Consider the following 22,800-nt stretch of genomic DNA (forward strand, 5'->3'; position numbering starts at 1 on the left):
TTTACATAGCTGCACTGGCTCCACCTGTAGCCGGAGCTGCTACAGCTTTGGTTGCGATGGCTGCTCCTCCAACCATGCCTCCTACTGCTTGCCCTACTCCAGTTGTACTTACAATCCATGTAGAAACAAAAGGTATTGTAAGCATGGCAAATGCTCCAAGTAATGCTGTAAGAAGGAAGCTATTGACACCTCCAGAGGTCATTCCGACATACATGACAAATGCAGCTTCATTTCTAAGCGCATATTCTAAAATTTCAATTTCTCTTTCTATCCCATATTGCATTACTACTAAAGAAATTGATAATACTATATATGCAATACATGAATATAAACTAACACTGACAAAACGAGCTATCCATTGTATATAAGCATCCCGAAATGCAGGTAAAACAGAGAATGCAAAAGCTAGTGGACCAAGAATAACTAATATTCCTGTGAATATGATTTGTAGGAAAAAGACAAAATAGGTACATACTTGCCAAAAAGTAACGACAATAAATTCAATGATATTAAACATTATCATTTTAACCTTAGCGACTACATATACATATAATCCAGCTATCTTGTCTCCAATAGCTGAGAAGTCTATACTAAAATCATACCATTTCTTATCCTTAACTTCATTTTCGGCTCTTTCAACTTCTAATGAAGTATGTAATAACTCTACTGCTACGCTATCAATGAGTGCATATCTATTACGAGAAAGTAATTCTACTTCTTCTATCTGATTCGTAAACATAGCCTTGCTTCGTGCTGTTAATAACTCTCCGGGATAACTGATTAGATTAATAAAGGGAATCCAGAACATAAGAACCAATCCCAGTGCGAATGGACGCAATAACGGGATAATCTCTAATTTTTTATCTCCACTCATCATTTTGAAGCTTTCTACTCCAAAATATAACAACATAAAGATTGCTGCCAATGCTTGTGCATCCGCAATAAATTCTCCGAATAGAACAGTTGTTTTATCTCTTAGTCCATCAAATAATTCAAATAAGAATTTATCTATTAACTCATTCATGGCTCATTATTGTTTTATTTATATTATTCAATCTTGTTATTAATGAAAGAACCTCTATTAGTTCTTTATCAAAATCTAAATAGGCTTCCCTTTTTTTAGAGTTACTCATATGTGAATCATGGATTATATCTATGTTCTTTTTTATTCTAGTAACTTCATCAGTTATAACTTCAACATGTTCTTTATTACCGCCATTAGAAGAATATTCGACAAGTTTTTTATTTATATCATTAAGAATATCATTTCTACGATTTTTAGTTAAAGTATATTGATAATCAATTTCTTTATCTCCAAATTTGAAGAGTTCCTGTCTATATATGGTATCAACATTATACCCTTCTTTTTCTGTTTCTGATTTATTGTACTCTACGGCTGCCATCATGGGAATTTCTTGTAACTGGAAATTACGTCTATCTTCCTTCCCGTATTTGTCGTGTAACCCTAAGCCCGGCAAAGGAATTTTAATACCCAAAACCTTTTTATACCATATCCAGTAATGATACCATTCTGGTTGTAGTCGTACTCTATCCATAAATTCCATATTATTAAGCACGCTCCATTTCCCTTTATCCTTTACAGGCATTTGGGAATAGGTATTAGAAGTACCAATAATCAACATTAGGGAAAAAAATAAAAGCACTCTTTTCATATTATCTTTTAGGTTTTACTTTATAATTCTGTAATAAATCATCAACTAATTTTGAACGATTATCTTTGTATTTAAATACCCCCGGAGCTAATGTTTGTAATACTCCATTTCTTTTTGCTGTTTTCATCTGTCGGCATACAGCGTATGCTATACCTCTCATGTTTCTTAGTTCATTAATAACATACTTAAGCAAGTCTATTCTTTGCTTATTATCCATAAGGTTTACATCTGTCCCGACAATAGCGACCTGATAAATGTATTGTGTCAAATCCGCAGTGCGATTTACTAATTCTAGCTCTGTTTTTGCTGACACCAATAATAAAGCCGGGTCACCTACAGCAAGTTCAACCATTTGTTTTTGATATTTACCAATATCTGCTGCAATATCAGTGCAGTAGATAATATCTTTTCCTGTTTTTATGATGGCTTCTACAGATTTTAGGCTATTATAAAATTTGCTTTGGAAAAATTCAATCTGAACCATTTTTTCACTGATTTGTTTTTGTATAAGGCTTATTTGAGCTTCATTCTCTTTCACTTTAGAGAAAGAAGTATGTTGCACCTTATGATTAGCTATAAGTGTTTCCATACAGGTTATATCCAAGACTGCCTTTTGCGAATATGCAACTTGGGTTAAAGTAGATGCTACCACTAAAATAAATAGGATTTTCTTCATGATATTATCTTTAACGGTTTGTAATCCATTTGTATTTATCTAGGATATACTTATATAATGGTTGTTCCCCTATGATGTTAAGTATATCTTTTAGGCTTCCATCATCGGAGTGATACCCTAGTACCTTATTGACTTGTAAAACCCAATCCATATTTTTTAATTTGGAAGATTTTAGGTCTATTATAAAATTATCCAATCCTGTTTGGAAACTACCATAAATGATATGATAATATCCAACAGCATCTTTTTCAATTCGTTCTGTAGTAAATGTGAAATATTCGTGTAGAGAAACCTCTACTCCAAATACATTTCCATAATTTCCTCTTTTTATAAATACTTCATTAAACCGATTACGGTTTTCTTTATTGGGAAGTTGATTTATGGTAAATATTTGCTTTTGATTTACTTCCGTTAGGGATAAAAGATTTGCTATTTCTTGATATTTGTCTATAAATTTACTTTGGTCTAATAGGCATATAATATCGGAGTTGCTGATTATAGAGTTTTTGACTACAGGATTACTAATTATGTCCTCCAGTTCTTGAGTAACAACCATTGCCATACCCCAAAATTTACGAACTGTTTTATACAAATAGAGTATATAGCCAGCCATCATAGGGCTAGCTATGGCTTTCCATGCTTCTTCAATTATTAATGCCTTTCTGTTCTTTTTTAATCTCATTTTTTGAATAAAAACGTCCATAATAATTAAGGTTACTATTGGAAATAATTCAGGGTCATCTTTAATTGCATCAATTTCAAAAACTATAAAGGGTTCTTCAAAAAGGGAAGTGTCAAAATCCTCATTAAGAGTTTTTTCTAACTGTCCTCCTTTATAGAATTTTTTTAATAGAAACTTATAGTTAGTAATATCAAAATCAATTTTGTTCTCTTTGCAAATGATAGGTATAATGCGTAGGGAAAATTCGTAGAAAGAGTTAAAAGATAAGCTTTCAACTTTTATTTCTTTCAATATATCTTCCTTCTTCTGGATTCGTCTTTCTATTATAGAAAGTAATCTAGTTTCAGGATTATCAAGCTCTTGGCGTGTAAAGCCTTTTTCGATGAGAATGTTTTGTATCGCTTTTTCTGCGTTGGTTTTTTCTCCGCCTTCTCCTTTTTCTACTAGTTGCTGTAATTTCTCTATTTTTTCGGAAAGTATCTTGCGTTCTTCTTTTTCCCTTTCGTTTTCAAATTCTTCTTCATTGACTTGAAATTCGAGTAGTAAATTTTCACGTATGGCTTCTTTTTCCGCATCTGAATAACCATTAAAGGGATGAAAGTAGAAAGAATAGTATTTTTCTATGGTAATATCCATAATTTCTTCTTCTTGCTTTTTGACCTCACCATTTGCACCTTTCCATATCAGGAAAATTAATGATTTAAGAAAGTTTTTCTTTTCTACATTATACTCTTCTTCAGTAATTCGGAAAGGATTCATAGATATAGGCTTGCTTTCAGAATAAGTAATGTATTTGCCATGATAGTATTCGCACATTCCTGAATAACTATGCCCTGTATCTACCAATACAATATCAGTGTTATCTAAAACCCATTGTCTTACTTTGGAGTTGACATAGAAAGACTTACCAGAACCACTTGGACCTAAAACAAAGAAGTTGGAGTTATTTGTATATTTTTTCTCACCTTCTTTCCCGGACATATCTATTCCAACAGGCAATCCTTGTCTGTCTGTAAAATAAGTAAGAAAAGGGCTGTTTTCTGTTACTTGTAATTTTTCCTTGAACAAAAGACAAATTGCAGCATCGGAAGTTGTTAGAAATTTGTCATAACTGTTTAGGTTGATTGCGTTTCCTGGCAGTGCACATTCGAATAATTCTAATTGGTTGAAGCATTGTTTATTAATAATAATGCCACAATCAAAAAGAGATGTTTCAACATAGTTGATAGCCTTACTAATATCATCAAGACCAGCAAGAATTATATTATAATGTGCATATACAAGCATTTGCCCTTCTCTGGCAATATCCGACTGCACTCGTTCTATGTCTTCTACACATAAATCATTTGCAGGGTCAGGCATTCCTTTATGTTTTTTCTTTTTGCCTTCTAATTTGTTTGCTTCGTTTCGTTGGTCTGGAATATTTATTACTTGATTATAGATAATTGTGTCTATACCTGGTGTATCATGCAAAAAAGAGAGTAAGTCAACAGGAAACCTTAGCCCAATATTGACCTCTTTATATGGTTTTATAACAGAAGGAAAATTAACTTCGTCAATATCTACAAGAGAAATGCACTGTACGTTTTTTTCTCCAATTATAAGATTTTCTTCTCTTGCTTTGATATTTTTTAGGCTTACTGTTTGCTGATTGAAATTGATAGATAGAAATCTTTTTATATATATTTCTATTTCATTTTCATTTAATAGTTTAGCTCTTATTCCTCTGTTAGCGAATAGTCCTAATACTTTTGTGATGTTTCTAATAAAAGTATCAAACCTTCGAGGGTCAAAAGAAAAGAATTTAGACCTTTCTACTTCTCCTGTAATAACAAGATAAGTAGAAATATCAGTATATATTCGTCCTTTAAAATGTTCAAAATAACGATTTGATAAATAGTCGTTCTTCCTATTCTGGGGTGGTAAAAATGATTTTTTACATAGAATATCCTGTTTTTGTATTGTATATCCAGTTCCTAATACTTTGAGGATATTAGTAAATAAGTGGTGAAAATCATAGTAAGCATCCATATCTGCTGAATACTGTATTATAGGATTTTCACATTTAATGATAACAGAATAGTCGCCCCTTCGGTTATAGAATATAGGAGTATTGTCTATTGTTTCAATACCAATATAAGGAGCTTCAAATTCACTTTTCTTTTTCATAAGCTTTATTTTTTTCTATCTCTTATAAAAGTGCGTGATACTATATATATGCCTTTTCGTTTATCTTTCCTGTGAAGCCCTTTTCTTTGTAATTGCGATGTTATTCCTAACCCTCCAAACATAACTATTACAAGAGTTATACCTCCCCACATAAAAGAAGCCAGAGTAGAAACAATAGCACATAAAAGTAAAGCACTAATAATACAAGCTCCACCGATATATATGAACTTGCCTTTAAATCCTTTGAAAATAAGGGGCTTTTGTAGCCCCTTATATACATTGTAACTTGGATACTCTTTCGACATATTAGATTCCGAAGAATGCTTTTACGACAACACCTGATACAACCAGAAAGATACATGACCCCATCCAGCCCATAACAGCCTTTTGTACATCTTGGTCACCAGAGTTCCATTTTAAATAAACTCGCACTGCTCCAACTAATCCTACTAGACCTCCTAGTATCATCATCATGTTTCCTAGGGGGTCCATGTAGGTTGCAAGTTCAGAACTAGCTGCATCAATTCCCGCAGCACCTTGTGCAAAAGTGTTAGTTACTACCATTATGCTAATGGCTAAAGCGAATGCTCTTTGAGCAATTTTTGAAAAAAACTTTTTCATTTGAATAAAAATTAGTTGTTTATTTGTTAAAATTTACGTGTGAAAACATGCTTTTCCCTTTAGCAAGAAGTTGTTCCATTGGAATACCTTGTGTTTCAACTTCCATTTCAATAGATTCATTTACAGATACATAATTCTGTTCAGATTCTTTTTTTTCATCTTCTTTTTCGTATGAGCCTGTTTCAAAATCTTCATCTACAACTTTGTGAGGTATTTCTTCTTCCTCTCCTATTGAAATAATTTCTTCTTCTTCACCTGTATTGGTTTTGCTTTGCTTTAGGAAAGCATCATACAGGATGTTTGCAGCGTAGTAAACTACATAAATGGCAAATACAGCCATGATAAATTGTGAATAACTCATATTCTTAAATTTAAAAGTTTCATTAATCGACCCTTTTTCTGTACTTTTGATTTATAATAGTACTAGAGGTAATAACAGGGGGGAAAGCCCTAGTTTAAAATAGTTTCGCGAATAGTTGAATTTATGAAACTTGGATTTAAATAAAATGGAGATAATAGGCTACGCTCGTGTTTCAACGAGGGAACAGAATTTAGATTTGCAGCTAGATGCTTTAAAAGAAGCCGGATGCAAACTTATATTTGAGGAAAAAGTATCAGGAGTAAAGGATAGACCCGAATTAGATAAAGCCCTTGCATATTTGCGAGAAGGTGATACTTTTGTTATCTGGAAGCTAGATAGATTAGGACGTTCTTTGAAAGATTTAGTTTATATAGTTGATTGTTTGCAGAAAAGAAAAATTGCATTCAAAAGCATAGTTGATGGTATTGATACTAATAGTGCTTTAGGAAGATGTCAATTTGGAATTTTTGCTTCATTGGCTGAATATGAACGTGAAATAATAGTAGAACGAACTAGGGCTGGATTACAAGCTGCAAAAGAACGAGGGAAACTTACGGGACGACCTATAGGGTTATCGGAAGATGCAAAGAGAAAAGCTATAGCAGCAAAGCGTTTATATGAAAATCGGGATTATTCTATAGATGAAATATGTAGAATTTTACACATTGGAAGTAAGGCTACTTTGTATAGGTATTTACGTTATGAAAAAGTAAGATTGATGAATAGAAGAAATAAATAGGGCGTTACCTTTCAGGTCGGGCTTTTCGCTGCAAGTCCTCGCTACGCTGTGGGCTTTCCGCTGCAATCCCTAACGCATTTTCCCACCCACCCTTCTAAGGTATATCCAATGCTTTGCTTTTTTCACCGCTTCTATGAAGCACCTACAAAAGCAAGGCATTGGATATTCGGTTTTATAGACTTCATGTTCCCTAAAGGGAATATTCCGTTTATAAAACCTTATCTCTCACCCAAAATATATAAAACTTTAGGGAAAAGATAATACGTTAAAAATCAGCCGATTATAAACTATTTTTAACAAAAATAATTGTCTTATTATTTGCGACATTTATAGAAAATTACTATCTTTGAGTATTGAAAATAAAGAGATAAATAAACTTTTAAAGCTGGTTTGGCTGCCAGTATAAAGAACAGCAAACAAAATTATGAAATCTACTTTTGATAAAAATGCAGAGAAGTTTGTAAACCTTATGGTTGAAAAAATTGAAAGCTTGTCTATGAATTGGCAAAAACCTTGGTTCTCTAAAGTCAACTCTAAACAGAACTTTTTACCACAAAATTTAACAGGTCGTACTTATAGTGGTGGAAACGCTTTTTTACTTTATTTTTTGTGTGAAAAATATAATTATCAAACTCCTGTTTTTTTGACATTCAATCAAGCACGAAACGAAGGTATTAATGTTCTAAAAGGTGCTGTTGCTTTTCCTGTTTATTATACATTATTTTGTGCTTATCATCGTCAGACAAATGAAAAAATTTCATATGATGAATATAACAAATTATCAGAAGAAGAACAAAAAGAATACCGTTTAGCAGCTTATACAAAATATTTCCAAGTTTTTAATTTAGACCAAACAAACTTTGCGGAAAAATATCCCAATAGATGGGATATATTAAAGGCTAAATTTTCAGGAGAGGAACAGCCACAAGAAGAGAAAGAAATGTATGTAAATCCAATACTTGATGAAATGAATAAGAATCAAAATTGGGTATGTCCTATTCAAACGGTTTCTAGTGATAGTGCGTTTTATTCAATATCAAATGATAGCATTACTTTACCTTTAAAGAGCCAATTTAAGGACGGAGAAAGTTTTTATGGTACAGAATTACATGAAATGGGACATAGTACAGGTGTTAAAAATAGACTAAATCGAAAAGGATTTTATGAAAATGATAAATTCAATTATGGGCGTGAAGAACTTGTAGCAGAATTAATATCGGCTTTGTCTGGTGTATATTTGGGTATTTCTGTAACCGTCAGAGAAGAAAATGCGGCTTATTTAAAATCATGGTGCAAAGCAATAAAAGAAGAACCTAAATTTTTATTTACTGTATTGGCAGATGCTATTAAAGGTAGTAAATTCATAGCCCAGCATCTAAATATAAGGCTAGATGTGGAAGAAGTTGAAGAAGAGAAAAATACAAAGGTTGCTTAAAGGTTCCTTCCCCCCTCATTGGGGGGAGTTCTTTTTTCAAACGCCAAAAAAGAACCAAAAAGGCTTAATCGCTTCACTTTGTTACGCTCCAATAGTTTTGCTATCGGTAAACCCACCCACCCTTCTAAGGTATGTTTCTTTATCCCTTCTGCAATCCTTAGTAAAGTTCCACTACCTTTTAGGTAACTCCACTTTAGTAAGCATTGCAGAAGCGGAAACATGACGCAAATTAAAATACATTCTCACTTTGAGAATACATTTTAATGCGTCTTGTTGTCTAACCCAATAAGAACTATAGGGAAAGAAATTGATACCGTACTTTTCGGAGTTCCGGCACTGATGGGTAAACATGGCATGATGAAATGATACCGAATTATCATTCCTGGCACACCCTGCAGAACGACCTTTTGATACCAAATACAAAAAGCAGCCGGAAGCCGGACGCAAAAAATTGATACCATAAAACATTAGGGAAAAAGAACAGGAACAAAATACAATATTATATATATAAATAATATGTGAATATATAATATATAAACAAATAATATATAATATGTGATTAACACGCTTCACTTCCAGAGTTCCAGAAAGAGCCACACGAAAAATCTTCTTTTCCCTAAAGTTCCTTGTGTCGTTTCTCTCTATACTTGAATACAGGAAAACGGCTGCATCATAAAAGAAAAGACACCGACACCATTCAGGAACTACCGCCCATCGGTAAAAGGATTGCATCTAATTGATACCTTTTCTGCCTGCACTGGAGAGAAACCGGGAAGGTATTTGATACCGTACTTTTCCGGGTTCTGCCCGGCATGGACGATAAGAGAACATTATTATGATACCAAAAACTTTAGGGAAAAATAAAACCTCGGCAGTCTATAAACCTAAAACCATTTTTAACAAAAATAATTGTCCTATTATTTGCGACATTTATAGAAAATCACTATCTTTGAGTATTGAAAATAAAGAGATAAACAAACCTTTAAAGCTGGTTTGGCTGCCAGTATAAAGAACAGCAAACAAAATCATGAAACATTGCTTCTTAAATCCATTTCGTAGCCAACTGTTAGTGCTATTTTTCAGTATTAATTCATTAATCATTTTTTTATGAAAAAAGAGTTTACATTACGCTTAGACGATGCAGCCTGCGCAGAGTTAGAAAATCTAAAAAAATTATCTGGTGAAAAAACAGATGCTAAAGCTATTAGATTTGCTATTCAGAATTATGCAACTTTGAATGATAGGTATATTGAAACACAACGGCAAATAAGGACGTGGAAAGATAAATATGCAGCGTTAAATAAAGCTGTTGATGATTACTTGTCTTCTTTTGAAGCATTGAAGAAAACTACAGATTGATAGTCAATTATTAGAAATGTGAAAGGATTAATTTATGATTGGAGTAGAGAAGAAAATTTTCAGATTATCTAGTTCTGTGTTAAATCGTACTTTTAAGCAGGAAAAGAGTATTTTTTGTTCAATGGTGTTACGATTGATGGATACAGAAAACTATGCAAACAATTATTGCGATTCGCTAAGTCTTGTTCTTGAACTATTTCCAGAGATTGATAGGGAAAAGCTAGAAAAAGAATTGGATAAATACGTTTGATAGTATTTGAAATCAAAAATGGGCTATTAAACTAGTTAATAGCCTTATTTTAATACATAAATTCATGAAATATGGCAGCGGATATGACAGATGAAACGATTGCACAATACATGGAACGCATCGAGAAAATGAGCATAAAAGAAATTCAAAAAGAAATTGAATTTCTGGAAAGCCCCGGTTACAACTGTGAAGGACTGGTATGTGCAGACGGAGTAATTACTCCCCGGACAAAAATGCATCGTAAGGTTCTTTGGTATAAGAGAATGAACCAAAAGAGCCTAACAGCCCTGCAATGGGCAAAAGAAGGATATGTTGTAAATCCGGATGCAATAGGAAGAAAGTGGAAAAACAATCCTCACAATTCAAAGGCTATAATATATTATGTATCAGATGAAGTACATGAGGACAAAGAAGCGGCTAAAGAATTTCTCAAATCGAGGCGTAAGGAAAAGAAAGAGTAGTCTTTAGTTCACAGGTCTCTTTTCCAGATATATAAGTCAAGATAAAATGGGATTATCATACCAAATAACGCATAACAGAATAGTAATGAATCAAGAAAGAACATTAACCTTTGGTAAGTATAAGGGAACACATCGAAGTAATATTACTGGAGGCTTCTCAGCAGGTGACTTCGGTGGTTTAATTTATTCAATCGAAAATTTCAATGAAAGTGAATATGAGTTTTAACCAATAAAATGAAGATATGAATAATGAATTTATTGATGGTATTTGGTTTGCTGTTCAGCATATTGTAGTAGTCAGAGATATGCCAGCAATCGCAATAGGGATAATTAAGGAATCGAATCTTTCCATTGATGATTGTAAGGCTGCGCAAAAAAGGAGTGGTTCTTTTCACAATCAGATGATGAAGTTTATTGAAACAGAATTAGCGTAAAACAGTATAAATATGAGCAAAATTGAAGAAGCCTTCAGAGGCTTAGGAAGAACAGAGAAAGTGAGATTCATTTCGCAGAACATCGAGTATGCAAATGCGGTTGCAGTAGCCAGTTATGTAAAAGGTTATCTTTTCGATGTCCTTAATGATGTCGGAGATGATGAGTATATAGCAGCGTATCTCAGAGAAAAGGGATATGAAGTAAAAAAACAAGAATAATCCTCAAATCGATATATAAATAAACGAATTATGAATGAAAGAACAATCCAAATAGACGTAATTGGAAAAATAGAAGGTACTCAATTTATGAAGTGTAAGCTATATACAAATGAAAATATTGTCATTATCATGATGAATGAATTTGATTATGAACGGTTGAAAGAAGAAGGAATCTTCATAAGAGATGGCAAAAGTCGAGATTCAGCCGGGGTGTTGAATACAACCAATACTTTCATCGAAAAAAATTAATACTCAAAACAAAAAAGAATGATTATGGATAAAAAAGAAAAGAATTTTGCCACATACAAAGAATTTGCAAAGATGCTTCGGGAAGTGGCAAACATATACTCTAAACTGGGTGACGAACCATTGTTGAAAGAAGGATATGAGTATAACGCCATTAGAGATGCTGTTCAGTATGTAACGAACAAACACGATTTTGGTTACTTTATACAGCCTTGGAAGGATGAGTTTCTACGTATGCCTTTTGATGTGACGAAGCGAAAAAAATGGGCTGATTATGTGGCTGAATGCCATGCTACAGGAAAGGAAATAGATTACGATAATTATGATTGGGATAAATGACCATAATTTTTCGAATAGTGTGAAAGGGAATAGATGTCATATAATCAAAATATAGATAGAATGTTTATTGAATATAAGGTATATCGTAGGGTGTCAGATTTGAAGCCTTTTATATCTAGGGATGAACTTCCTTCTTGTCAGATGATTGGGAAAAAAAAGTTTGTAGGAAAAAAAGCAAAAATGGAGGCTGTTTATAGACTTACAGGGAAACGTTTGCCAGAAGACTATACAACAGAGCAGGTAAACAATTTTCTTACGGTAGAGCTTTTTAATACGTCTTTATGGCATAAGTATAGAAAGATTTACAATGAAGTTTCCAATGAAAAAGAAATTGTTGTTGAGAACTATAGTTATCAATATACATTAGTTGTAGAATTAGCAAATAAATCGAATTTATCATTGGATGAAGGAAAAATTGTACATTTTGTTATGTGCGAACTGTTAGGAAATCCTTGTGAAACGTATAAAGGGATGAAAAACCCTATAATTTCTTTACGAAAAGATTATGATAGATAAAGCAAAAACATTAGATGAATGCTTTAAGGAACTAATTCTTAAAAGAGGTTGGTCTAAAAATAGTCCATATGACCGCCGAACTGCATCAAGGCATAAAAAGCAATTCCTTGAAGGAACGTTGCCCGATGAATTTAAAAGAGTATATTTGCAAAGTGCTGGTTATACAATAGTGCAGCCGGAGCTTTGGCGACAGGAATTATAAAACAAAGAAAATGGACTGGAGGAACATAATAAGAAATCTATTAGAAATTATCATTGCTATTTTTAGAATGATTTTCATAGGGCTATTTTATATAGCCAAGTTTATGTTTGTGTTCTTTATTCTACTTTTTTTTGGAGTATTAATCAGTCAAAATAATAAGCGATGGTAAATAGAGAAATAAAAGCCCGAAAACGTGCGGTGAAAGAAGAAAAAGAAGAAATAGACGGTGAGATTGTTAGAATTAGGAAAGGGCATCCTCGTACAAATCTTCCTGTGAAACTCCCAGAAAATCCCACATGGCTGAAACAACCTAATGTAGTTACATTAATGGCTGGTGATTTTAAGACAGTACAGATTAGAATCTTAATTGCTGTTATAGAGAAATTACAGGATGTCATAGAATTAAGTATTCAGCATCTAGATAAATATGGTACATCTATTCCATGCGAGCAATTATCTTTATTTCAAGAATATTCAGACCGTATAAGAGTAGATATCGCATATCGGGATTTGGGCGTTAATCCAGACCAATACAAGGAAGTAAAAAGCATGGTTCGTAAATTAATCAGTATTCCTGTAGAGCTTGATGTTAAAGACCCAATAACAGGTGAGGATAGTTGGTCTATTACTGGTTTATTCACTAAGGCAAATATACCCAAAACTCCTTATTCAAGAGGTTTTTCTTTAGAAATGGATAGAGAGGTTGCTAAAGTTTTCATTAATGTTGATAGAGGTTTTACACGCTATATAAAAGAGATAGCTTTAAGAGCGCAAAGTAGATATACAATAAGAATGTATATGCTGATTAGCTCATGGAAAGAAAAAGGTGGTTTTTCTATCTATGTGGATAGATTTCGGAAATTCTTAAAATTAGAAGATAAATACCCCGAATTTAAAGATTTGTATAAACGTGTAATACGCCCTGTTTACGATGATTTGTTTGAACAGGCTGATTGCTGGTTTGAAATGGCAGAAGTTTATCGTAATTCAGGCGATACACAGCCTTATAAACTTAATTTCAAAGTTATTAAGTCTGCATTATCAAAGAAGGAAGAAGAACTATTAAAAGGACAAAAGAAGATGATAACGAATTTTTGTTCTTTGCACTTTGCAATGAAGGACGAGCATTTGCAGCAGTTTATTCCACAGATTACATTAAGCAACTATAAAGCAGTAGTAACTAAGATGCTTTATCTAGGCGAATATGTTAGAGATAACTGGAATAAAATTTCAAATAAAGCAGAATATTGTTTATCCGTATTATTAAAAGAAGTAGAAATACTCCCCGGAATGATTGGAGAAGAAAAAGAAGATGAATAAAAGTTGGGTTTTTGTCCCTAGGAGGGGTCTAAAAGTTGGGTTTTTGTCCCTAAGAAGTTGGGTTTTTGTCCCTAAGAAGTTGGGTTTTTGTCCCTAAGAAGTTGGGTTTTTGTCCCTGATTTTTTACCATTATCTGTTGTTTTTCAGATAGTTACCCTTTCATTTTTAAGGGTACTACCATCACTAGCTGATAAAAAAAACCTGATAATCATACCAACACACAAAAAAGGAACTTTTCTTATTACATAAACCCATAAAAAAGGAACTTTTCTCATAATCTTAACACAAACTTTAGGGAAAAGAACATCTATTAACAAAAAAAGACACTATATGATACAAATAATCAATCAAAAGTTGGGTTTTTGTCCCTATCTAAAAAAAACATATTTTAAAAAGTTGGGTTTTTGTCCCTATGCTTTTTTGATATACTGTAGGGAAAGAAATTGATACCGAATTATCATTCCTGGCACACCCTGTAGAACGACCTTTTGATACCAAATACAAAAAGCAGCCGGAAGCCGGACGCAAAAAATTGATACCATAAAACATTAGGGAAAAAGAACAGGAACAAAATACAATATTATATATATAAATAATATGTGAATATATAATATATAAACAAATAATATATAATATGTGATTAACACGCTTCACTTCCAGAGTTCCAGAAAGAGCCACACGAAAAATCTTCTTTTCCCTAAAGTTCCTTGTGTCGTTTCTCTCTATACTTGAATACAGGAAAACGGCTGCATCATAAAAGAAAAGACACCGACACCATTCAGGAACTACCGCCCATCGGTAAAAGGATTGCATCTAATTGATACCTTTTCTGCCTGCACTGGAGAGAAACCGGGAAGGTATTTGATACCGTACTTTTCCGGGTTCTGCCCGGCATGGACGATAAGAGAACATTATTATGATACCAAAAAAACTTATCTAATTGTATTTTTTTCCCTTTTGTTTGGGAGGGTGTTTAGTAATTTATATATTTGCGTTTGTAGAAATTAATAGCAAGATGTGTTTTTGTGGACACAAAAACCAAATCTTGCCTGATAAATCAGGAGTTTAGCCCCCTCGCAACTTGGGGGCATATATTATTTAGTATCATAGTATGAAAGCAAATAAAAGAGATAGAATAGTGAAAGTTCGCTTAACGAATTTAGAATATGAAGAACTAACTAAAGCTTCTAAATCTAGCAAATGTATGTCAGATTATTTTAGACAGAGAGTCTTTAGGAAAGGAGTTGGTCTTATTGACCCTAAAGAATTTATTCGTTCGATGGATGAAATTTGTTTGGAAATGAAACGTATAGGAAATAATATAAATCAGTTGGCTAGGTATGTAAATATTCATAAGGAAGAAGTTAATCAAGAGGTTCTTAATGAGGTAGAAAAGAAAATGGCAGACTATGTAATTATGCAAGATAAATTGAATGTTACTTGGCGTAAGTTGATGTCAATCAAATAATATATGTATATATAATATTTATATATATAATTTTAGTGATAAAGACAGCGTTACTATTTCTTTTCCCTAAAGTTCCTTGTGTCGTTTCTCTCTATACCTGAATACAGGAAAACGGCTGCATCATAAAAGAAAAGACACCGACACCATTCAGGAACTACCGCCCATCGGCAAAAGGATTGCATCTAATTGATACCTTTTCTGCCTGCACTGGAGAGAAACCGGGAAGGTATTTGATACCGTACTTTTCCGGGTTCTGCCCGGCATGGACGAAGAGAAAACATTATTATGATACCAAAAACTTTAGGGGAAAATATTATATATATAAATAATATATGAATATATAATATTTGTATATTTATTGTATGAATAAATTATATTGAAATATTCTTTTATTGAATATTTGTTTGTATATTTGCGGTGTGAAGTTATAAATATGGTAGTAGTAGTTTTAAAAGCGGCAACTTCTTTCGCTGGTATTGATTATAATGAGCGAAAGAATGAGGAAGGCAAGAGTGAACTTCTTGTTGCAGAAAATTTTGCTATGAATCCAGATAATTTGAAGAAGTCGGATTATATAGCTTATATGGAATCTGTCTGTAGGACTAATCCAGCGGTCAAGGCAAAACAATTTCATGCAGTGATTTCATGTAAGGGGCGTGAATATTCGGCAGAGGATTTGAAAAATGTAGCTTTGCAATATATAAATAAAATGGGTTATGGAAATAATCCTTATATGATATATTTTCATTCTGATACAGAAAATAATCATGTACATATTGTTTCTACACGAGTACAGAAGAACGGACAGAAGGTAAAAGATAATATGGAAGCTGTGCGCTCACAGAAAGTCATAAATCAAATAATGAATGTTGATTTAGCTTTGAAGGCTAAAGATGATATTTCAAAATACATGGAGTTTTCTTTTTCTACAGTGCAGCAATATAAGTTGTTACTTGAACAATCAGGATGGAAATTAAGAGAAAAGGATGGATTATTAATTTTGTATAAGGGTGGTGAAAAGCACGCTTCAATTCAATTAGAGCAGATAAAAGATAAAGCTAAACAATATACACCTGATGAAGAAAGAAGAAAACAGATAACAGCTCTTTTATTTAAATATAAGCAAGGACTTTCCTATACAGAACTTCAAACTTTGATGAAAGATAAGTTTGGTATAAATTTAGTCTTTCATACAGGAAAAGGACATACTAAACCTTATGGATATACATTAATTGATTATAGAAATAAGAGAGTTTTGAAAGGTGGGGAAGTTATGGATTTGAAGGAACTTTTAGTAGAGCCTAATAAACAAGCAAAAGTTGAACACTGTAATAGTATAATTAATCTTCTTTTGAAAGATGGAACAAAATATACAATGGATAGTTTCAAGAAATTAATGTTAGATTACGGTTATAGGTTTTCAATGAATGGCACAATATTTATAAATGGTGATGATAAGGCTTTATTGGTTCTTGATAAAAAACTGTTGAAAGAACTTAGATATAATAGCAGAGTGTATGAAGCAAATAAATTTAATGTTGCTACACTTAAAGAAGCCGAGTTGTTAAGTAGAATTTATCATGTGAAAAAAGATGATATTTTGATTCAAGAGCATATGGATAAAAAAAATACTGTCTATACTGATATGATAAATAGTTATTTGGCTCATAGTTCAGATTTACATTCTACATTAAGAGAAAAAGGAATTCTTTTTGTTGAAGATGATAATTTAGTTTATCTAATAGATAAAAAGAATAAAGTAATCGTAAGTACTGATGATTTAGGAATCAATATTATAAAAGATGGCTATAGTAAAGATAGGATTACTCTAGTTACTCTTGATAAGATGGAAAGAATAAATGTTGAACAAGATTCAGAACTGGCAAGGGGATTTAATCTGATTGATGCTATTTGTGATATTCTTAGCCAGCATATAAATGTACAGCAAGATAAATCTCCTAATAGGAAAAAGAAAAGAGGACAGCAACAAAATTAATAAATATAAGTAAGATATGATAATATTATTTGGGAATCAGAAAGGCGGTTGTGGTAAAACGACTAATTGCATACAATTTGCCAACTATCTAGTAGAAAAAGGAAAAGAAGTTCTAGTATTGGATTTAGATTTTCAGCGTTCATTATCGGATAGAAGAAAAGAAGATATTGCGACCTATGATAATGAACCTAAATATGAGGTTATACAAACCGATATATCTAATGTTGCTAAAATTATTAGTGATTTTACTAAGGTTGAGCAAGGAAATCTATTAATAGATTTGCCTGGTAAGATTGATGATGATGCTCTGGGAACTATTCTTAAAGCTGCGGATATAATAATATGCCCATTTAAATACGATAAATTTACAATGGATAGTACAGGTTTTTTTATCCAAGTGTTACAGTATTTAAATGTAAAAGCTAAAATATTCTTTTTACCTAACAATATGAGAACTGCGGTAAGATATGAAACAAAAGAACAGGTAGTTGATATTCTTAAGCAAGTTGGTTTTGTTACAGATGAAATACCAGCTTCTGTTGCTATGGAACGTATAAATACATTAGCAATTAGTAATGAGTGTATTGATAAGGTGAAGAATGCTTATGATTATATCATTCAAGAAGGAGCAATAAAATAAAATATTCTTTTAATAGATATTTGTTATAAAGTTATTCATTTATTGTATATATTTGCACATGGCTGATAAATTAAGGAAAAAGCAAAATGAAGGTATTTCTAGTGTTCTGGAAATAGCTAAAATGATAAGAGGTGAAGAATTGCATGGGAGTAGTATAAATGAAGCTCCTATTCAAGAAGCTAAATATGAAGTTGAAGAGGAGAAAGAACCACTTCATGTAGAAATGGAAACAACTTCTTCGGAAGTTTTTAATTTTAATGGCTCTAGTGAAATGGATTTGACGGACTTATTAGAGTACATTAAAGGAAAAAATTATAATTGCAAGGAAGTTCTATATGTTGATACAGATGTAAAAGAGGTGTTTGGGTTGCTCAAAGCTAAAGCCAAAATACCTATTTCATCTTTAGTTTCGTTTATTTTGGAAGATTGGTTAACTAAACACCGTAGCGACATAAGTTCTTTGATTAAGCAAAAAAAGAACCGTTTTCTTTAGTACAGAAAAAGGGTCGTTTTGTGAAACAAAAGATTTTTGGTTAGGCTATAGACCCGTCCAATGGGTTTTTCCTCATTGGACGGATATTTTAGATAGAAACAATAATTTCTTTAGGGATTCCTGTATAATATGCTATTTTTTCTACAGGAATATTATCTTCTCTCATTTTTATTATAATATCAATATTTTCTTTAGTAATAGAAGAAGGTATAAACGTAAATAAAATGTCTGACAATTTGCTTATAGCCTTAATAACTTTTTGTTTGTCAGATTCTTTTTTTAAGTCTATTTCACTGAAAGTTGAAAGTTTATCATGCAAAATAAGATAATATATTCCTCCTATTATTAGTGCAGATATAGTTACAATGTCAATATCTGTATTGGAGAATATGTTTGAGAATTTTTGGCATAAAGGTAACGTGTGCAATTCCCGTAGTTGAGCGGTACGTTGACTAGTTTCATTGTTATTAGCTAGTTCCCATTTTAGAAGTTCTTGCATGATTTTATTTTCTGATAAAGATTGAAATAAACCTACAAGAATGTTCATATATAGTGCTTTATCGTTACTAGATTGTTTTTGTGATTTTACAATATCGCTAAACCAATAGTCGTATTTTTTTACATACTCGTCAATGAACTTATTCAAATCATCATATCTGTTATAGAATTGTACAGGCTCAATTTCAGCTTGTCGCATAATACCTGTAACTGTTAGATTAGAAAATCCTTCAGTTTCAATTAAATGGGTTGCCGCATTAATAATGCTTTCCTTTATGTCTTTGGCACTTCTTCGCTTTCTCCTTTCTTTCATTATTATTTTATTTTTATGTTCTTATTTATATCATTAAGAGTATTGACTAAAGATTCTAATTGTTCAAGTTTATGCGTGGCAAGAACGCTGACCCTTAATCTTGCTTCTTTGGTTCTTACAGCCGGATATACAATTCCAATTGTAAAGATACCTTTTTCTTGCAACATTTTAGCAATTTCGTAAACCTTTTTATTATCTCTTATCATAATAGGAAAAATAGGGGAAACAGATTTTCCTATGTCGAACCCTTCTTCTTTCAACCGTTTTCTAAGATAGTTCGTATTTTCCCAAAGTTTGGTTCTTATTTGTGGTTCTTTTTTTATAATCTCTAAAGCTTTTAGTATGGATGCTGTGACTTGTGGGGTAGGGGCTGCTGAAAACACATTGCTGTCCGCATAAAATTTCAAGTATTGTATTATCTTCTTCGAAGCTGCTGCAAATCCCCCTACGCAACCAAATGACTTGCTGAATGTGCCAGTAATAATATCAATTTGACCTAAACAGTTATAGTATTCAGCTGTTCCTCTGCCATTGGCTCCCATTACTCCTATTCCATGTGCATCATCTAACATCAGCATGGTTTCATAAGTCTTGCAAAGAGTAATAATTTCCGGAAGTAAAGACAAATCCCCATCCTGGGAATATACACCATCTATTATTACAAGTTTAGTTTGATATTGCCCTTTGACTTCTTTTAGTACCTTCTCCAAATATTCTAGGTCGTTATGCCCAATTCGTTTTATACCTAAAATCCGCAGGTAGTTAATTAGGATGTTTAAAGATTCTGATTATCCGTTTATGCACCTGTTATATTCGCAATTACTAGTCTGTCAAAGAGTTTGTCTCCAAAATACCGTCTGTTTAATTTGTAAATAAACTCGTTGAGATACAACTGTAAGTATTTCCTTTTGATTTTATGGTAGTTGCCCAGCAATGTCCGTTTTGCATTACTGATTGCGATATGCACCCATTTGAGTGTTTCCTTGGTGGTTTTGGCGTCTGATTTCTCGGTGACGTGCAATTCCACCAGATCGGAGATGTCAACGTAAGAAGTGCTTTTGTCCGAAAATACGATGGCATCATCCTCCATGCAGTCCCTGACCACGCCGTTGATTCCTTCACTTTGATGGCTATCCAGTACCCTGGCCTTGAAATAACGCACATGCTTCTCCTTTTTGCCCGTTTCGATATCTTCCAACGGGGTGCTTTCGGCCATCACCGCAACGTTCTGCTTTCCCTCGGCTCCCCGGCCACGTGTACCCTTGCCTCGCTCGATTTCCTTACTGGCCACCGAAAAGTAACCCTCATCCAGTTCTATCATCCCTTCCAGTGTATACCTTGCATCCCGGTTGCCCATCGCCCTGCGGAGTTTGTGTACCATCGCCCATACCGGTTCGTAACGCTTCAATCCTAATTGCTTCTGGAGTTCGTTGGTGGAGAATCCCTTTTTTGTGCAACTCATCAGGAACATCGTTTTGTACCACACCAGAAACGGCAGCTTGGAGCTCTCCATGATCGTACCGCTGCGCAACGAGGTGCGGAAACGGCAACCTTTGCATTCATAACTCCATTTACCCTGTAACCAATAATGGGAAGTGCCCCCGCATCGCTTGCAGACAACCCCTTCCTTATCACGCTGCTCCTTGAAATGCAAACGACAATCTTCCTCCGAACCGAAATGAGCCGTAAAACTGAATATGTTCATAATCCCTGCTTTTTGAGCGCTAATATACTAAAAATATTAGGTGTGTTTGCGGAGAATCAGATAGATTTTTCAAAACACTCAAGTCCATACTCGCATTATGAAAAATTAATAAATTAGATGAAAGATATTTAGAAAGTTCGTCTTCCCATAATTCTTGAAAATTAAGGGAAAATTCTACATCTTCATATGAAATTCCGTGTATTGAAGTATGAGTTTTTAAAAACTTTTCTGATTTTGGTGGATTTATATAGTGTTTTGTCGAATAAACTATTGTGTCATTTTTCACGAAGCATAATCCGATTGCACAAGCACTTAATCTACTGTTATTTGCTGTCTCAAAGTCAATAGCAATAAAATCAAATTTATTTTCAAAGTACTCAGGGAATGTATGAGGATTTTTAAATTGATTGAATTTCAATTTTTGCAAAATCGCTTGTTCGTATTGAGGTTTTACTTTATAACCAACTTGTTTTGCTTTTTTTAGCCAAGGTTCAAGAATATAGTTTGGTGTATTTTCGATAAAATTATAGAATAGAAATTCATTGTTTGTTTCAGGATTTATTCCCGAAACTTCCATTTCAATTTGATTTTTTGGTTTAGGTTTAAAAAAGTTAAACATAGTTCATTTTGTATAATTCAGACGAGTTTTGGTGTAATATGGCATATAACGTTTGGCAAATTGGCGATGGAGCCGACTTTTAGCACAAATGTTGAATAGAATTACTAATCTTCAACATTGCACAAAAGTTCAATAGAAGTACTTCACCGGCTCTATTGCCAATTTGTTTGTTATGTGCCGTTTTATTCCATTTTATACATTTAACAATTGCTGAAACGTAAAGTCGGGTTTAAACATTTCAATTTCGTTTTGAGTTGATTCTTCTTGTGCTTCTTTGCCATAGATAAACATTTGCTGTTCATAATTTTTAACAGCCTCTTCAATGCTATTAAATTTTCCATCGGCTAGATTATCAGACAATATCAAGGCATCCACCAACCCACTATTTACTCCCTGCCCTGCAAAAGGCGGCATCAAATGTGCGGCATCCCCAATCATTGTTATGGGTAATGGGCGCTTGCTTTTCCAAGGCTTTTCTAAAGGAAATATCCGTGTAGCCAATCCTACAAATGACAACGTCGTATGAATCAATTCTTTGTAGCGTTCGTCCCAATCGGAAAATTCTTTCAGAAGAAAATCAACGACACTATTTCTGTTTTGAAAATCTACCTGCGTTTGGTTTTTCCATTCATCAGGTGTTTTAAAACTTATTCCAAAATGCAATGCACCATTATTATTGGGGTTAGCAAATAATAAATTACCTTGGTGAGATGCCATTAGCCGGTTTCCATTGCATAGCTGAAAAAATCCAGGACAGTTTATCTCTGGTTGATGAATATCGGCTTGTATATTGAAAGTACCTGTTTCTTCAACTTCCGTGTCGGTAACAAATTTTCTTACCTTGGACATCCCGCCATTGGCAAGAATAACCAAATCTGCTGTTTCACTCGGTTTATTCTCAAAAGTTAGTGTCCACTTCTTCTTACCAGGTTCAAGCATAACAAGTTTTCTATCCCAAATAACCGTGTCGTTTTCTAAACTATTCAACAAGATAGCCCTTAAGTCATTTCTGTTTATTTCAGGATTGTCAAATCGATTTTCGGGCTTTACATTTTTTGTGGATAAAATATTGCCTTTTTCATCAGCAATATTTACACCCATTGGTAAGGCTAAGTCATAATAAGTTTGTAACAATCCCGCTTTTTTCATTGCTTCCTGACCTGAACCTTTGTGTAGGTCAAGGGTTCCACCAAAAATTCTTGCCTCTCGGTCGTTGTCTCTTTCGTAAACTGAAACGTCTATGCCGTTTTGCTGTAATAATTTTGCCATAGTCAGTCCAACGGGTCCACCACCAATTATTGCAACGTTCTTATCACTAAGTAAATTCATTTGTTTGTCTGTATCTATTCGCATTGTCATTCAAAAA

Annotated in this window: 28 protein-coding genes and 1 pseudogene; 17 read left to right on the forward strand and 12 right to left on the reverse strand. The window is 33.2% G+C overall.

Annotated elements, in window-relative coordinates:
- Position 1: 1 nt before the first annotated feature.
- From EJF25_RS19055 to EJF25_RS19085, 7 genes are read right to left on the reverse strand one after another with little or no spacing between them, the layout of a single operon-like run.
- Positions 2 to 1,024, reverse strand: coding sequence for a TraJ family protein (locus EJF25_RS19055; RefSeq protein WP_007559121.1), 1,023 nt, complete (start codon positions 1,022 to 1,024; stop codon positions 2 to 4).
- A complete protein-coding gene (locus EJF25_RS19060; protein WP_007559119.1) occupies positions 1,017 to 1,673 on the reverse strand; it encodes a hypothetical protein in 657 nt (218 codons plus the stop codon). Before EJF25_RS19060 ends, EJF25_RS19055 begins: the two co-directional genes overlap by 8 nt.
- A 1-nt stretch (position 1,674) precedes the next feature.
- Entirely contained in the window at positions 1,675 to 2,349 is a 675-nt protein-coding gene (locus tag EJF25_RS19065; RefSeq protein WP_004295374.1) for a hypothetical protein, read from the reverse strand.
- A 10-nt stretch (positions 2,350 to 2,359) separates the two neighbouring features.
- The gene (locus EJF25_RS19070) at positions 2,360 to 5,200 is read right to left on the reverse strand and encodes a TraG/VirB4 family ATPase (protein WP_007660146.1); all 2,841 of its coding nucleotides are present in this window, start codon (positions 5,198 to 5,200) and stop codon (positions 2,360 to 2,362) included.
- 5 nt (positions 5,201 to 5,205) lie between these two features.
- Positions 5,206 to 5,505, reverse strand: a complete 300-nt coding sequence (locus tag EJF25_RS19075) for a hypothetical protein (protein ID WP_004295371.1) — start codon at positions 5,503 to 5,505, stop codon at positions 5,206 to 5,208.
- A gap of 1 nt (position 5,506) precedes the next feature.
- Positions 5,507 to 5,821 carry a DUF4134 domain-containing protein gene (locus EJF25_RS19080; protein WP_004295370.1) on the reverse strand — a complete coding sequence of 105 codons (315 nt, stop codon included), beginning with the start codon at positions 5,819 to 5,821 and terminating at the stop codon, positions 5,507 to 5,509.
- A gap of 19 nt (positions 5,822 to 5,840) precedes the next feature.
- Complete coding sequence (locus tag EJF25_RS19085) at positions 5,841 to 6,182, reverse strand: hypothetical protein (RefSeq protein WP_007559113.1); 342 nt, start codon at positions 6,180 to 6,182, stop codon at positions 5,841 to 5,843.
- 145 nt (positions 6,183 to 6,327) lie between these two features.
- Between EJF25_RS19085 and EJF25_RS19090 the strand changes: the two genes are divergently transcribed.
- From EJF25_RS19090 to EJF25_RS19185, 17 genes are all read left to right on the forward strand, one after another.
- Positions 6,328 to 6,921 carry a recombinase family protein gene (locus tag EJF25_RS19090; protein WP_007559111.1) on the forward strand — a complete coding sequence of 198 codons (594 nt, stop codon included), beginning with the start codon at positions 6,328 to 6,330 and terminating at the stop codon, positions 6,919 to 6,921.
- A gap of 424 nt (positions 6,922 to 7,345) precedes the next feature.
- Positions 7,346 to 8,356, forward strand: coding sequence for an ArdC family protein (locus EJF25_RS19095; RefSeq protein WP_005780952.1), 1,011 nt, complete (start codon positions 7,346 to 7,348; stop codon positions 8,354 to 8,356).
- A gap of 1,107 nt (positions 8,357 to 9,463) precedes the next feature.
- Positions 9,464 to 9,715: a hypothetical protein gene (locus tag EJF25_RS19110; protein ID WP_004295365.1), complete on the forward strand. Its 252-nt coding sequence runs from the start codon at positions 9,464 to 9,466 to the stop codon at positions 9,713 to 9,715.
- Between the two features lie 34 nt (positions 9,716 to 9,749).
- On the forward strand, positions 9,750 to 9,965 hold the full coding sequence (locus tag EJF25_RS19115) for a hypothetical protein (protein WP_007559101.1): 216 nt from the start codon (positions 9,750 to 9,752) through the stop codon (positions 9,963 to 9,965).
- Between the two features lie 71 nt (positions 9,966 to 10,036).
- Positions 10,037 to 10,426: a hypothetical protein gene (locus tag EJF25_RS19120; RefSeq protein ID WP_007559098.1), complete on the forward strand. Its 390-nt coding sequence runs from the start codon at positions 10,037 to 10,039 to the stop codon at positions 10,424 to 10,426.
- 85 nt (positions 10,427 to 10,511) lie between these two features.
- Positions 10,512 to 10,652, forward strand: a complete 141-nt coding sequence (locus EJF25_RS25160; RefSeq protein WP_007559096.1) for a hypothetical protein — start codon at positions 10,512 to 10,514, stop codon at positions 10,650 to 10,652.
- Between the two features lie 16 nt (positions 10,653 to 10,668).
- Complete coding sequence (locus EJF25_RS19125; protein ID WP_007559094.1) at positions 10,669 to 10,860, forward strand: hypothetical protein; 192 nt, start codon at positions 10,669 to 10,671, stop codon at positions 10,858 to 10,860.
- A 12-nt stretch (positions 10,861 to 10,872) separates the two neighbouring features.
- Positions 10,873 to 11,079 carry a hypothetical protein gene (locus tag EJF25_RS19130; RefSeq protein WP_007559092.1) on the forward strand — a complete coding sequence of 69 codons (207 nt, stop codon included), beginning with the start codon at positions 10,873 to 10,875 and terminating at the stop codon, positions 11,077 to 11,079.
- A gap of 30 nt (positions 11,080 to 11,109) precedes the next feature.
- A complete protein-coding gene (locus tag EJF25_RS19135) occupies positions 11,110 to 11,328 on the forward strand; it encodes a hypothetical protein (RefSeq protein ID WP_004295363.1) in 219 nt (72 codons plus the stop codon).
- A gap of 18 nt (positions 11,329 to 11,346) precedes the next feature.
- Entirely contained in the window at positions 11,347 to 11,664 is a 318-nt protein-coding gene (locus EJF25_RS19140) for a hypothetical protein (protein ID WP_007559090.1), read from the forward strand.
- A 33-nt stretch (positions 11,665 to 11,697) separates the two neighbouring features.
- Complete coding sequence (locus tag EJF25_RS19145) at positions 11,698 to 12,180, forward strand: hypothetical protein (RefSeq protein WP_007559088.1); 483 nt, start codon at positions 11,698 to 11,700, stop codon at positions 12,178 to 12,180.
- Entirely contained in the window at positions 12,170 to 12,382 is a 213-nt protein-coding gene (locus EJF25_RS19150; protein ID WP_004295360.1) for a hypothetical protein, read from the forward strand. Before EJF25_RS19145 ends, EJF25_RS19150 begins: the two co-directional genes overlap by 11 nt.
- A gap of 162 nt (positions 12,383 to 12,544) precedes the next feature.
- Positions 12,545 to 13,702 (forward strand): replication initiation protein, encoded by a 1,158-nt coding sequence (locus EJF25_RS19155; protein WP_007559085.1) that lies wholly within the window; start codon positions 12,545 to 12,547, stop codon positions 13,700 to 13,702.
- Between the two features lie 1,111 nt (positions 13,703 to 14,813).
- Positions 14,814 to 15,170, forward strand: coding sequence for a plasmid mobilization protein (locus tag EJF25_RS19170; protein ID WP_007557662.1), 357 nt, complete (start codon positions 14,814 to 14,816; stop codon positions 15,168 to 15,170).
- A 433-nt stretch (positions 15,171 to 15,603) separates the two neighbouring features.
- Positions 15,604 to 17,166, forward strand: a complete 1,563-nt coding sequence (locus EJF25_RS19175) for a relaxase/mobilization nuclease domain-containing protein (RefSeq protein WP_007559083.1) — start codon at positions 15,604 to 15,606, stop codon at positions 17,164 to 17,166.
- 16 nt (positions 17,167 to 17,182) lie between these two features.
- Entirely contained in the window at positions 17,183 to 17,806 is a 624-nt protein-coding gene (locus EJF25_RS19180) for a ParA family protein (RefSeq protein ID WP_004295355.1), read from the forward strand.
- Between the two features lie 58 nt (positions 17,807 to 17,864).
- Positions 17,865 to 18,299 carry a hypothetical protein gene (locus tag EJF25_RS19185; RefSeq protein ID WP_007557648.1) on the forward strand — a complete coding sequence of 145 codons (435 nt, stop codon included), beginning with the start codon at positions 17,865 to 17,867 and terminating at the stop codon, positions 18,297 to 18,299.
- 88 nt (positions 18,300 to 18,387) lie between these two features.
- On the opposite strand, the gene EJF25_RS19190 is transcribed toward EJF25_RS19185, so the two are convergent.
- From EJF25_RS19190 to EJF25_RS19210, 5 genes and pseudogenes are all read right to left on the reverse strand, one after another.
- Complete coding sequence (locus tag EJF25_RS19190; protein ID WP_007559082.1) at positions 18,388 to 19,110, reverse strand: TetR/AcrR family transcriptional regulator; 723 nt, start codon at positions 19,108 to 19,110, stop codon at positions 18,388 to 18,390.
- A 2-nt stretch (positions 19,111 to 19,112) separates the two neighbouring features.
- Positions 19,113 to 19,868 (reverse strand): annotated as a pseudogene (locus tag EJF25_RS19195) (aminotransferase class I/II-fold pyridoxal phosphate-dependent enzyme); the annotation flags it as partial.
- 38 nt (positions 19,869 to 19,906) lie between these two features.
- Positions 19,907 to 20,815 carry an IS1595-like element ISBbi1 family transposase gene (locus tag EJF25_RS19200; RefSeq protein ID WP_005807145.1) on the reverse strand — a complete coding sequence of 303 codons (909 nt, stop codon included), beginning with the start codon at positions 20,813 to 20,815 and terminating at the stop codon, positions 19,907 to 19,909.
- Positions 20,816 to 20,834: 19 nt separating this feature from the next.
- Entirely contained in the window at positions 20,835 to 21,392 is a 558-nt protein-coding gene (locus tag EJF25_RS19205; RefSeq protein ID WP_009135711.1) for an exonuclease domain-containing protein, read from the reverse strand.
- A gap of 234 nt (positions 21,393 to 21,626) precedes the next feature.
- Positions 21,627 to 22,793 carry a tetracycline-inactivating monooxygenase Tet(X2) gene (locus EJF25_RS19210; RefSeq protein ID WP_008651082.1) on the reverse strand — a complete coding sequence of 389 codons (1,167 nt, stop codon included), beginning with the start codon at positions 22,791 to 22,793 and terminating at the stop codon, positions 21,627 to 21,629.
- Between the last annotated feature and the right edge of the window lie 7 nt (positions 22,794 to 22,800).

The organism is Bacteroides faecalis (assembly GCF_003865075.1).
Lineage (GTDB): Bacteria > Bacteroidota > Bacteroidia > Bacteroidales > Bacteroidaceae > Bacteroides > Bacteroides faecalis.